The sequence below is a fragment of the Bradyrhizobium sp. IAR9 genome, from assembly GCF_013408065.1.
In the GTDB taxonomy this organism is placed as follows: domain Bacteria; phylum Pseudomonadota; class Alphaproteobacteria; order Rhizobiales; family Xanthobacteraceae; genus Bradyrhizobium.
Genome location: NZ_JACBZW010000001.1, coordinates 953,114 through 966,244, shown reverse-complemented (window position 1 = coordinate 966,244; position 13,131 = coordinate 953,114). Strand labels below are relative to the sequence as shown.

General features: G+C 58.7%; 6 protein-coding genes. 5 read left to right on the top strand and 1 reads right to left on the bottom strand.

What is annotated here, in order from left to right; translation table 11 throughout:
• Positions 1-3: 3 nt before the first annotated feature.
• Positions 4-2,343, bottom strand: a complete 2,340-nt coding sequence (locus GGD67_RS04575; RefSeq protein ID WP_179731468.1) for an AAA family ATPase — start codon at positions 2,341-2,343, stop codon at positions 4-6.
• Between the two features lie 350 nt (positions 2,344-2,693).
• Between GGD67_RS04575 and rfbC the strand changes: the two genes are divergently transcribed.
• The 5 genes from rfbC (at position 2,694) to GGD67_RS04550 (ending at position 13,127) form a co-directional block, all read left to right on the top strand.
• Positions 2,694-3,251: a dTDP-4-dehydrorhamnose 3,5-epimerase gene (gene rfbC, locus GGD67_RS04570; protein ID WP_018316118.1), complete on the top strand. Its 558-nt coding sequence runs from the start codon at positions 2,694-2,696 to the stop codon at positions 3,249-3,251.
• A gap of 14 nt (positions 3,252-3,265) precedes the next feature.
• Positions 3,266-4,324, top strand: a complete 1,059-nt coding sequence (rfbB, locus tag GGD67_RS04565; RefSeq protein ID WP_179731118.1) for a dTDP-glucose 4,6-dehydratase — start codon at positions 3,266-3,268, stop codon at positions 4,322-4,324.
• A 7-nt stretch (positions 4,325-4,331) separates the two neighbouring features.
• Complete coding sequence (gene rfbD / locus GGD67_RS04560; protein ID WP_179731116.1) at positions 4,332-5,321, top strand: dTDP-4-dehydrorhamnose reductase; 990 nt, start codon at positions 4,332-4,334, stop codon at positions 5,319-5,321.
• Positions 5,230-6,117 (top strand): glucose-1-phosphate thymidylyltransferase RfbA, encoded by an 888-nt coding sequence (gene rfbA, locus GGD67_RS04555; RefSeq protein WP_179731114.1) that lies wholly within the window; start codon positions 5,230-5,232, stop codon positions 6,115-6,117. The genes rfbD and rfbA overlap by 92 nt, the downstream gene beginning before the upstream one ends.
• 1,193 nt (positions 6,118-7,310) lie before the next feature.
• The gene (locus tag GGD67_RS04550) at positions 7,311-13,127 is read left to right on the top strand and encodes a DUF4082 domain-containing protein (protein ID WP_409411103.1); all 5,817 of its coding nucleotides are present in this window, start codon (positions 7,311-7,313) and stop codon (positions 13,125-13,127) included.
• The last annotated feature ends 4 nt before the right edge of the window (positions 13,128-13,131 follow it).

Here is a 13,131-nt window from a genome sequence, read left to right as displayed (position 1 = left end):
GCCTCAAGAGCCGGAAAGTCCATAACGGATGTAGTGGCTGTCATGATAATAGTAGCTCCGATGACCGTCATATCGAGCCATTGCCTTGGTATCGGTTTTGCTGAGCACTGCCCCAATGAGCGACTCGTGAATGTTGGGTGCTGTGTGCAGCGCGTGCTGCACGACATCTATTTTGGTACGGCCCCATTCAACGACCAGAATGTAGCAGTCGATGAGAGATGAAGTGGCTCGGACATCAACCAACGGGGTCAGGGGAGGAAGGTCGACGATGACGTAGTCATAGTCAGCTCGCAAACGGTCGAACAGCTTGCTTATCGCGTCCGCGCAAAGAATTTCGCTGGTGTGAAGCAGGGGTCCCCGCCGCACGGCGGGCAAAAATGCAAGGTTGGTTGTCGGATCCCGCCAAATGGCGTCCGCCAGAGACCGGGTGCCGTTTGCAACTTCGATGATTCCGCTGACAGCCTTGGGCGCAAAGATAGCTGTTAGTGAGGGATTCCTGAGGTCGCAGTCGACGATGATGGCTCTCTTGCCGGTGTGCCCGATCAATTGCGCGAGCGAGGCCGCAATCGTGGTCTTCCCCTCATTCGGCAGGGCCGAGGTAATACCGATGACCTGGGAGGAGATTTTCGCCGGATTGTGGTCGATGGCCAGCTTGATAGAACGAATTGCCTCCGTATATCGAGATAGTGGCATCCCGACCACGGTCCGGTGAATTGCGGTTGGAGACGAAACTATCCGCTGCTGGTTATCATCATCGGTTTTCAGGAGCCGAACTGACGGCTTCGGAGACTTGCGGGCGGGTAACAACGGGACCATAGATAGGCAAGGCAATTCCAACACAGTTTCCAGTTGGGAGGAGGTACGAAAGACGCGGTCCATGAGGTCTCTGAGGAGCGCCAAGCCGATGCCCACTCCAAGACCGCCAAGGATGCCCAGCGCCAGTACCAGCCTTGTCTTTGGCTTGCTTTTGCTTGGCGGCGGCGAAGCGGGAAAAAGGACCCGCGTTTCTGAGACAGGAAATGTCTCCTGCTGTGCGGAGCCCATGTAACGCTGCAAGAAGGTCTCGTACAGGCTACGCAAGCCCTTCGCCCGGCTATCTAGATCCTTGATAGTCAACTCGGCAGAATTAACTGAACGAGACTGCGAAACGGCCTTGGACAGCTGCTTTTCGACTTCTTCCTGGCGCTGTTTGGCGAGTTCGAACTCGCTTCGGCTGACTTCGGCAAGTCTCCTGACTTCGTCGAAAATGGAGACACGAAATTCTCGCGCGCGATTCCGGACATTGACGACTGCCAAGTGGTCGCGACCGACCCTGGCGGACAACTCGGCCTCGCGTCTCATGAGTTCTAGATACTGCTGGCGCAGCCCCGTGATGATCTGACTGTTCAGCGCATCGGCCCCGACGGCATCCAGATTGGCCATCGAGGCCGGATTTTTCGGATCGGACGAGGTAAGGAGAGTTTGATAGCGAGCCAATTTGGCCGTGGCTTCAGAGGTCTGGGCGCGTGCGGCAGCCAATCGATTGTTGATCTCCGTGATCTGCTGCTCGTCGATGGGCTTTCCATCCAGAGAAACAATATTGTTCTGGGCCTTGTAGACGTCGACGGCCCGTTGTGCAGTGAGGGCCTGGTCACCAAGGTCGCGCAGCCTCTCCTGCAGCCAGCTTGTTGCCCTGCGATTTGCGTCGAACTTTGCGTTGAGCTGGTCCGCAACATAGGCCTTGGCTACGGCGTTGACGATCTCCGCGGCCCGAACCGCGTTGCTCGAATTGAAACTGATCTCAATGATGTTGCTGTACCCGATACGTCCAGCTGAAAGTCGGCCGAGAAATGCGTCTACCATGGCGTCCGATGGTTCGCCCTGCGTATCCGAGGGCCCTTCTTTCTTCGGTCCATTCGAGGCGAATGATCGGATTCGCTGCCAGAGCGACTGTAGAGATGGCCCCGATGCCTTAAAGTCCGGATCGTCCGTCAGTTTCAACTGGTCGATCACCGCAACCGCAATTGCCCTTGATCTCAGGAGCTGAAGCTGGGTCTCGATCTGACCGAGATCGTATGCCGGCTCGGCGACGAGCGATTGCTGCTGGACAAACTGGGGCCTTGGATTGGCTAACAGGATCTGAACCTGCGCCGTATAGGTTGGAGATACCAGCCGGAGATAGAGCACGCTGGCCGCAGTGATGAGTCCAGCAGTGACAAGGATCACGAGATATTGGCGTCGCAGAAGCCCGATAGCGAAATTGATGACGTCGTTGATCCCTCCGCTGTCTGCCTGGACGGGTTGAGCAAGCCCGTTCACCGCCAGCCGTAGTTTATCCGTGTGTTGAAGATTGTTCTGGAGCATCACGTACCTATCCGACTGAGCCACGTTGAGGCCGCCCGCCCGCAGACCAGCGTTCAAGAAGGACGTACCAAGCGGCGAGGGATTATATACCTTATAAAAATCCGCTTGCCAAATTAAATGAATCATATATTAATTGAAGCGAGATCGAAAATCAATTAGCGCGTCATTTTTGGGTCAAATCGTGGGAAAACAGTATTATATTTCCGTCACTTAAGGTCCGTGCAGTGTTTTCATCAAAAATAATGCGATGGTTAGGGGCCGGTTTGGCCTGGCAAAGAATTAATTCCATCGGGGATTATGCCCTCCGCATGGAAACCCGATTCTGAAGTGAGGGCCGGCAGGAGTACCTAATGCTGGAACTGCGATCCTTGGCGATCCCTGATGTCAAAGTAGTTCGAACAGATCGGTTTGCCGACGGCCGCGGCTACTTCTGTGAGACCTTCCAGCGATCGGCCTTTGCCGAAAAGGGTATCCTCCACGACTTCCTGCAGGACAATCAGTCCAGCTCAGACCGGATCGGCACGGTACGTGGCCTGCACTTCCAGCGACCGCCCTTCGCCCAGGCGAAACTCATACGGGTGTTGAACGGGGCCATTCTCGATATTGCCGTCGATCTCCGGCGGTCATCGCCCAACTTCGGCAAGCATATCGCCATCCAGCTGGATAGTGAAAGTGGTGAGCAGGTGTTCATTCCGAAGGGGTTCGCGCATGGCTTCTGTACGCTGCAACCCAAGACCGTCGTCTTGTACAAGGTCGACCAGGTCTATGCCCCGAGCCACGACGGCGGCGTCTATTGGGCTGATCCGACGCTAGCGATCAAGTGGCCCGTGACGATCTCTCAGGCTCAGGTGTCACCAAAGGACCAAACCCTTCCTGCGTTCAACCAGCTTGGTTTCGTTTTTGAGTAGTGGAGACGAGTAGAATGCGTATCCTGGTGACCGGCGGAGCGGGCTTTATCGGTTCTGCGGTGTGTCGCCGTCTGGTGCTGCAGACTGGTGCCGCAGTCATCAACATCGACAAGTTGACATACGCAGCCAACCCAGTTGCGCTGGCGAGCATCGAGACGCGGGAATCTTATGCGTTCCTGCAGTCCGACATCTGCGATCGCGAGGTTATGGATCTCGCATTCGCCGATTACGAGCCGGATGCGGTCATACATCTGGCCGCAGAAAGCCACGTCGACCGTTCGATCACCCGGCCCGACGCCTTCGTCAACACCAATATAGTTGGCACCTACACGCTGTTGGAGGCCGCCAGGACTTACTATGAGCACCTGCCGCTTCTGAGACGCAAGAAATTCCGCTTCATCCATGTATCGACGGACGAAGTCTACGGTTCACTAGGGCCCGACGACTTGTTTCGCGAAGACACGCCCTACAGGCCGAGTTCGCCGTATTCGGCCAGCAAGGCCGCCTCGGACCACCTCGCGCTCGCGTGGTTTCGAACCTACGGTCTGCCGGTCATCGTATCGAATTGCTCGAACAATTACGGGCCGTACCAGTTCCCGGAAAAGCTCATCCCGCTGACAATCCTCAATGCGATCGACCGGAAGCCTCTACCAGTCTATGGCGACGGCAGAAATATTCGCGACTGGCTTCACGTCGATGATCATGCCACCGGCTTGATAAAACTGCTCTACGATGGGAAACCGGGCGAGAAGTACAATCTTGGAGGAGATAGCCAGCGATCCAACTTGGAGGTCGTCACCCAGATTTGCGACGTGCTGGATCGATTGTCCCCGGGCGCAGGAGCGAGACGATCTCTGGTTACGTTCGTGCCGGATCGTCCGGGGCACGATGCGCGCTACGCGATCGACGCGTCGAAGGCACATCGCGAACTTGGCTGGGGACCGACGAGAACCTTTGAAGAGGGCTTGGCCGAAACCGTCGGATGGTATCTCAAGAATCGCGCATGGTGGGAGCGTGCTCGCTGCGGTGTCTATGACGGCACGCGTCTGGGTCTCCTGGCTGCCCAACACTGAGGTGAAGATGACAGATCGCCCCATCCTCATTGCCGGACGGAATGGTCAGCTGGCAAGGTGTCTTCTTGATCTCGGCGCAATGCGCGGTCTGCCTGTGGTGGCCCTCGGGCGGCGAGAGCTCGATCTGGAGGACCGCGAGGGGATCGACAAGCTCATCGCGTCGGTCGCGCCGGTTGCGATCATCAATACGGCAGCCTACACCGCGGTAGATCAGGCCGAATCCGATGCAGCGAAAGCCTTCAGCATCAACCGCGATGGCGCGGCGGCGCTGGCAGATGTCGCGTGGCAGATGAACATTCCACTCATCCATCTCTCGACCGACTATGTGTTCGACGGTGCGAAACCGGATGCCTACGACGAAAGTGACATTCCTGCGCCGTTGAATGTCTACGGTGCGTCGAAGCTCGCCGGCGAGGCTGCTGTTTTGGCCGCGCACCCGCTCGCGACCGTGATCAGGAGCTCGTGGATTTACTCTCCCTATGGCAGCAACTTCGTTCGAACGATGCTGCGGCTATGTGAGAGCCAGCCCATTGTGAGGGTTGTTCGGGACCAACATGGAAATCCGACCTGTGCATTCGACCTCGCGGAGGCCGTGCTTCGGATCGCAGAACGGTCAGTAACGGACGATCGCAGGGCGACGGCCGGCATCTTTCACCTTGCTGGCGGAGGCGAGACGAACTGGTACGACTTTGCGCAGGCGATCTTCGACGCGCGCTCCCGTCGCGGAGAGCGGATTCCGGCGCTCGAGGCGATCACGACGGAAGAGTTTCCGACCGCTGCGCGTCGGCCTCGAAACTCGCGCCTCGACTCATCCAAGGCCGAACGCGTGTTCGGGATTCGATTGGCGCCCTGGCGCCATTCGCTCGAAGCCTGTCTCGATCAGTTAGCGGGAGAAGGAGAAACCAATGCTGAAGGGAATCGTGCTGGCTGGCGGCAGCGGAACGCGCCTCTATCCGATCACGCGCGTCGTCAGCAAGCAGTTGCTCCCGATCTATGACAAGCCCATGATCTATTATCCCCTGTCGACGCTGATGTTGGCAGGGATCCGCGAAATTCTGATTATTACCACGCCGTCCGATCGGTGTCAGTTCGAGCGGTTGCTGGGCGACGGGAGCCAATGGGGCATTCGGCTCAGCTACGCCGAACAAGCCCGTCCCGCCGGTCTCGCGGACGCCTTCATCGTTGGTGCCGATTTCATCGGAAACGATCGTGTAGCGATGGTTCTTGGGGACAATATCTTCTTCGGGGATGGCCTGAGTGAACTGCTTGCCAAGGCGGCGGGACGTGAGGAAGGCGCCACGGTTTTCGCTTATCACGTGCGAGACCCAGAACGATATGGCGTGGTCGCGTTTGATGAGGCGGACCGCCCTGTATCGATCGAGGAGAAACCCAACCGACCGCCTTCGAACTGGGCAATTACGGGGCTCTATTTTTTCGACAACCGGGTTGTTCGCTACGCTCGTCGCGTCGAGCCATCGCCCCGCGGAGAGCTCGAGATTACCGATCTTCAGATGCGCTACCTCTCGGCCAATGCGCTGCACGTCGAGCGCATGGGACGGGGGTTTGCCTGGCTGGATACCGGCACGTTCGAGTCTCTCGTCGACGCAGGGATGTTCGTGCAAACCCTAGAAAAGCGGCAGGGAATGAAGATTGCTTGCCTCGAGGAGGTCGCCTTCAGACTCGGCTTCATCAATCGTGATCAGGTGCTCGCGCTCGCGCAGCCGCTGGAGAAGAGCGGTTATGGCAAATATCTGAACGAAATCACTCGGCTGCCGCATCACGCTTCGCAATAATAGCGGTACCAAGCCGATAATTATAAATCACCTGAATGATGTGCACATTGAATTGACGGACGGTTTAAAATAGAATTAAATCGATAAGGTTCGTTTAATTAATCGGTTTAGCCATGCTTGTGCAAAAGGCGAACGTCTTTGGTCGGGGAGCCCGGGCCGTTTTCCCAGGGGAACTTTCCCCCGCCTTTTGGCCAGAATCGGCGTTCTGGAATGCGTTCGATGGCCCCGATCCATCCGTCCTCTGGAGCCAACCGTTTGCTGATCCCTCGGCGAGCGAGGATTCGCGTCTGCCGCTTCCAGTTGGGGACGCCGGTTTCGCCCGCGCGTCGTCTGGGGCCCGCTCGGGCGATCTGCCAAACTCGCGCGGCGCCTTGCCCCGTCTCTTCCCATCTTTCCAGTCGCGATTGTCTGCTCTGCTGTCTTCGACGTCTTTGACGAGCCGCCATCAGGGCTTGGTCCCGACGATCTCAACTGTGGCAAACGAGCGGACGCCGCCGACATCATCATCGGTTTCGACCCCGAGCTCCACCCACTGGAGCAATTCGAGCGACGGGGTCTGGAATGTCGCTACGAACTGGAGCGCCGGCGTCCCAGGGATCATTGACTCCGCGGTGCTCGATGCGGCGGGAGCGTATGTCGTCACCAGCACTGCCCGTGTTGATATTGGGAGCCTGGTCGTTGATGCAGGCGCGACGCTTTCGATCGGTGCCGGGTCGCCCTTTGTCGTCGAAGGCGATGTACTGAACAACGGGACTGTCGAAGTTGGGGCGTTCCTTGGTAATCGCATTGCTACAGGGGACTTTAAGGGCGACGTCAAAGGCACGGGATCTTTCGAAATTGCAGACAAGGCGATCCTGGAGATCGGAGCTTCGGTTTCGGGGCAGTTCTTGAATGGATCGTTCTCCGGCATAACCGTGTCGTTCGACACGGAAGCTGGCACGCTGGTCCTCGATCAGTCGGCCAGATTCCACGGGTTGATCGCAGGTTCGTCCCCGGGCGCGCCGCTTTCGCCGGGGAACCTCATCGACCTGAAGGATCTACCCTTCACATCCTCGATGTCGGCAACCGTCCACTACGACAACAGTTCGAATATCAGCGTGGTCGATTTCAGCAACGGTGCCGCAAGTGCCACTTTGCTGTTTTCGGGGATGGACCTGAATTGGAATTTCAAGAGCGATGGGCAGGGAGGCACTATTGTCTCCGATCCACCCACGAATCCCACCGTACTGGAAAACCAGAAGCCAGGCACGCCGAGAAGTGTCTGGGAGATCCAGCCGGGCGACAATTCGACCCTGACCCAGGGATTTGCGACAGCAATCAGCACCAATGTCGGCGGGACGGTCCAATTCAAGATCAACAATCTGACGGGCAACCCGAACTATCACGTCGATGTTTACCGGCTAGGCTATTACGGCGGCGATGGTGCCCGGCTGGTTACGAGCCTGCAGCATCAGGCCGGAGCCGCGGTCGTCCAACCCGCTGCACTACGTGATCCGTCGACCGGTCTCGTCGATGCCGGCAACTGGAGCGTAACCGATTCCTGGAGCGTGCCAACCGATGCGGCCTCGGGCGTCTACATCGCCAACGTCATCAACGGCACCGAGATTTTCCAGATCCCGTTCATCATACGGAACGACGCGTCGCACAGCGATATCGTTCTGCAGACGAGTGATGAGGACTGGCAAGCCTACAACGGTTGGGGAGGGGCCAATCTCTATTTCGGAAACGGACCGGGCGTCAACGGATCGGCCTACGCGGTCAGTTACAATCGCCCGCTGGTGACGCGTGACGGCACTGGAACCTTCTCCGAGGGGGGAGACTCTCCGTTCACGGCTGAGATTGCGGCCATCTATTGGCTCGAGCAGAACGGTTACGATGTTTCTTACATTTCCGGAATCGATGCTGCGACAAACGGCTCGTTGTTGCTCAATCACAAAGTCTTCATGGACGCGGGGCATGACGAGTACTGGACCGAAGCGCAGCGCGCCAACGTAGAGGCCGCAGCGCACGCTGGTGTGAACCTTGCGTTTCTCACAGCCAACGAGATTTTCTGGAAAACAAGATTGGCACCCAGCATCGATGGCAGTGGAACAGCCAACCGCACGCTCATCAGCTACAAGGATACGCACGCAAATGCGCTGATTGATCCATCAGGACAGGCGACCGGCAACTACTCTGACCCGCGGTTTGGTGCTCCTCTTCCCTCGAATGAATTGACCGGTACATTGTTTGCGGTCAACGCATTCCGGTACGATACGATCACGATACCGTACTCGATGACCCAGTTGCGCTTCTGGCGCAATACGGCCGTCGCGCAAACCTCACCCGGACAGACCGCCTCGCTCGTACCCGGCCTATTGGGCGTTGAATGGGACGTCGCGCCGGACAACGGATTCCGTCCGGCGGGGTTGGTCAGTGTCTCGTCTTCGACAGTCAATGTGGACGGAAAGTATCTGCTTGATTACGGCAACACGTTCGGAGCAGGCACGGCGACCCACAATCTCGTGCTGCATCGAGATCCCGTTAGTGGCGCACTGATATTCTCAGCCGGTTCAATCAACTGGCCGTGGGCGCTTGCCAGTGACCACGACGGACCTGCGACTCCAGTGGACCCAAATGTCCAGCAGGCGATGGTCAACCTCTTCGCCGACATGGGGGTTCAGCCGGCGACGCTGCAGGCGAACCTGGTCGCCGCGATCCGGTCCACAGACACTACGGCGCCGACCTCTGCGATCAGCAGTCTCTCGGCTACCAGCGTTGTCGAAGGGCAATCGATCACGGTGACGGGTACGGCTGCTGACGCGGCGGGAAAGATCGCCGGCGTCGAAATCTCCACGGATGGTGGAACAACCTGGCATCCAACCAACAGCAACGTCGGCGCGGCGAACGTGACGTGGTCATATACGTTCATCACAGGCGCCCAGGGGACATATAGTCTCAAGACCAGGGCGATCGACGACAGCCTGAACCTGCAAACACCTGTTACGGGCACGACCTACACGGTCACGCCGTCTTCCAGCCTGTCGCTCTTCAGTCCGACCGACACGCCTGCGGTGATTTCAAACGGCGATTCCGGCGCAGTTGAAGTCGGCCTCAAATTCGTCCCTACCGCGTCGGGCAAGATCACCGGCATTCGCTTCTACAAGGCGCCTGATAATACCGGCACCCACATCGGCGATCTCTGGACCACCAACGGCACGCTACTCGCGAGCGCCACCTTTAGCAACGAAACAGCGAGCGGCTGGCAGCAGGTTGATTTCGCGACGCCTGTCAATGTTCAAGCGGGCGTCACGTATGTCGCCTCCTATCACACCAACACCGGCCACTATTCCTCGACGGACTTCTATTTCATCGACTATGACGGCATTACGAAAGGTGCGCTCACCGCGCCCGGTAGCAGCCTCAACGGCGTCTATGCCTACGGCAGTAACCCGACTTTCCCCAGCAACGCGTCCTCGATCGACGCCGCGAATTACTGGGTGGACGTCGTCTTCAGCGATTCAGGCCAGACGTCGCCGCAAGCTCGTGACGACGGTGGTTTCACGGTCAGCCAGAATGGTGTGCTGAACATTGCGGCATCAACGCTGCTCGCGAACGACACCAACCCGTCCGGGCTGACTTTCTCGATTTCCAGCGTCGGTAACGCGGCCAACGGAAGCGTAAGCTACAATTCGCAGAACCAGACCGTGACCTTCACGCCCACCGCTGGTTATGCCGGGGCGGGAAGTTTCACCTACACGATCACGGACACGAGCGGCCAAACCGGCACCGGCCAGGTGTCGCTCAAGGTTAATTATCCGGCCTCGGCGCAGAGCCTGTTTGGCACCAATGATGCGCCGAGCGTCCCCAATGGCGGCGATACCAGTCCCATCGAAGTCGGCGTCAAGTTTACCGCATCCGTGAACGGGACGATCACCGGCCTGCGCTTCTACAAGGGATCGTCGAATACGGGTCCCCATATTGCTGATCTCTGGAGCTCGACCGGAACCCTGCTTGCAACCGCCACGTTCACGGGCGAGACCGCCAGCGGCTGGCAGCAGGTCAACTTCTCCACCCCCGTCGCGATCACGGCAGGCACCACCTACGTCGCGTCCTATCACACCAACGGCAATTATTCCGGTACCCAGAACTATTTCACGACATCGCTTGCCAACGGCCAGTTGACGGCTCCGGCCGGCAGCAACGGGGTCTATGCCTACGGATCCGGAAGCACGTTCCCGACAAATACCTTCAAATCCTCGAACTATTGGGTCGATGTCGTCTTCAACGGCTCCGCCGCAACCAGCGCGCCGCAAGCGAATGCCGACAGCGGCTTCACGGTTAGCCAAAATGGCGTGCTGAATATTGCGGCATCGACGCTGCTCGCGAACGATACCAACGCGTCCGGATTGGCTTTCTCGCTCACCAGCGTCAGCAACGCGGCCAATGGAAGCGTAAGCTACAATTCCCAGAACCAGACCGTGACCTTCACGCCCACCGCCGGCTATGCCGGGGCGGCGAGTTTCAGCTACACGATCACGGACACGAGCGGCCAAAGCGGGTCCGGCCAGGTGTCGCTCAAGGTCAATTATCCGGCCTCCGCGCAGAGCCTGTTCGGCACGAGCGATGCGCCGAGCGTTCCCAATTCCGGTGATAGCAGCCCGGTCGAAGTCGGCGTCAAGTTTACCGCATCGGTGAACGGGACGATCACGGGCCTGCGCTTCTACAAGGGATCGCTCAATACCGGTTCCCATATTGCGGATCTCTGGAGCTCGACCGGAACGCTGCTTGCAACCGCCACGTTTACGGGCGAGACCGCCAGCGGCTGGCAACAGGTCAACTTCTCCTCCCCTGTGGCGATCACGGCAGGCACCACCTACGTCGCGTCCTACCACACCAACGGCAACTATTCCGGTACCCAGAACTATTTCGCGACGTCGCTTACCAACGGCCAGTTGACGGCACCGGCCGGCAGCAACGGAGTCTATATTTACGGAGCCGGAAGCGCGTTCCCGACGAACAGCTTCAAATCTTCCAACTATTGGGTCGATGTTGTCTTCAACGGCTCCACCGCCGCCAATAATACGCCGCCAACCGCGGTTGCTGACGGCGCGGATGCGACCGAGAAGGGCGGCGCGAACAACAGCACTGGCGGTTCGCCCGCCATCGGCAACGTGCTGACCAACGATATCGATCCCGATTCCGGCGACACCAAGACCGTCACTGCATTCAGCTTCGGCTCGACCAACGGGATATTCAATACCCCTCTCGCGGGCGCACACGGCACGCTCTTGCTCAGTGCCTCAGGTGCCTTCACCTATACGGTGAACGAGAACGATGCGGCCGTGCAGGCCCTGCGGCAGTCGAGCAATACGCTGAGCGATGTCTTCAACTATACGATGCGGGACGCCGCCGGCGTCGCATCGTCGACCACCCTTACTGTCACCATTCACGGCGCCAACGACGCGCCGGTGCTGGCGATCCAGACCGGAAGCCAGGCTGCGACGGTGGGCTCCGTGTTCTCTCTGACGCTGCCCGCCGGCACTTTCACCGATGTCGATGCCGGCGACACGCTCACCTACGCCGTAACTTCGGCCCTTCCCGCCTGGCTCACGTTCAATGCTCAGACCCGTACCTTTAGCGGCACGCCGACGTCTGCGAACGTTGGCACGCTCAGCGTTACGGTCTCTGCTGCCGATCTGGGCAATCTCACGAGCAGTGAGACATTCAATATCGCAGTGTCGGCAGTTCCGTCAACGGTGAGCCTGTTCTCGAGTTCGGACACCCCCGCACTGCGATCCAATGGGGACACATCTCAGGTCAATCTCGGCGTGCAATTCTCATCCTCCGTGGCAGGCACGATTACCGGCATCAAGTACTTCAAGAGTGCAAATGACCTCGGCACTCATACGGGATCGTTGTGGAGCAGCACCGGCGCGCTGCTGGCGACCGCGACTTTCACGAACGAGGGCAGCAGCGGCTGGCAGACCGTCACGTTCAGCAGTCCCGTAACCATCACGGCCGGCGCCACCTATGTCGCAAGCTATCACAGCAACGGCCACTATGCCTCCACCACCAGCTACTTCACCACCGCCCGCACCAACGGTCCGCTCACGGCTCCTGCGAGCGTCAATGGCCTCTACACTTACGGAACAAGCAATCTGATGCCGACCAGCAGCTATAGCGCAAGCAACTACTGGGTCGATGTGGTGTTCAACAGCTCGAGCGGCGGCGCCAACCAGTCGCCCGTCGCTGCGAACGACAGCGGCTTGGACGCCACGCAGAACGTCCCCTTTGCGATTCCGGCCTCGGTACTGCTTGCCAACGACACCGATCCGGACGGCAATACGCTCACGATCACGGGTGCGAGCGGCGGTACGAACGGGGTCGCCAGCTTCAACGCCCAAAGCAACAGCGTGATCTTCACTCCTACGGCCGGCTACACGGGACCGGCGTCCTTCAACTACAGCATCTCCGACGGCCATAGTGGTACCGCCAGCGCACTCGTCTCTCTCGATGTGAACGCTGCGTCTTCGACGACTGTGCGCCTGTTCAGCGCAAGTGATGAGCCCAGCATTGTGGCGGCCAATGATCCAAAGTCGGTGGAACTTGGCGTCAAGTTTCAGACGTCCACCCCGGGCGATATTGTCGGCATTCGCTTTTACAAGGGTCCATCCAACACGGGCAGCCACGTCGCGGATCTCTGGAGCAGCACCGGGACTTTGCTGGCAACGGCGACCTTTACCAGCGAAACGGCCGACGGCTGGCAACAGGTCAATTTTGCCACGCCCGTGACGATCATGCCGGGAACGACCTACGTCGCGTCCTATCACACCTCCGGGAATTACGCGGCCGATCCGGGCCTGCTCGCAAACGCGATTACCAACGGACCGCTGACGGCCCCATCGTCGTCATCGATCGGCGGCAACGGTGTGTTTGCGTACGGGACGGACAGCCTATTCCCGAACAACACCTACAACTCAACGAGCTATGGCGTTGACGTAGTTTTCAGGCCGCAGCTGGCAGCATAGGAGA

Coding starts and splice junctions, on each gene's coding strand:
- rfbA (WP_179731114.1), top strand. CDS start 5,230: ATGCTGAAGGGAATCGTGCTGGCTGGCGGCAGCGGAACGCGCCTCTAT.
- GGD67_RS04575 (WP_179731468.1), bottom strand. CDS start 2,343: ATGCTCCAGAACAATCTTCAACACACGGATAAACTACGGCTGGCGGTG.
- rfbC (WP_018316118.1), top strand. CDS start 2,694: ATGCTGGAACTGCGATCCTTGGCGATCCCTGATGTCAAAGTAGTTCGA.
- rfbD (WP_179731116.1), top strand. CDS start 4,332: ATGACAGATCGCCCCATCCTCATTGCCGGACGGAATGGTCAGCTGGCA.
- rfbB (WP_179731118.1), top strand. CDS start 3,266: ATGCGTATCCTGGTGACCGGCGGAGCGGGCTTTATCGGTTCTGCGGTG.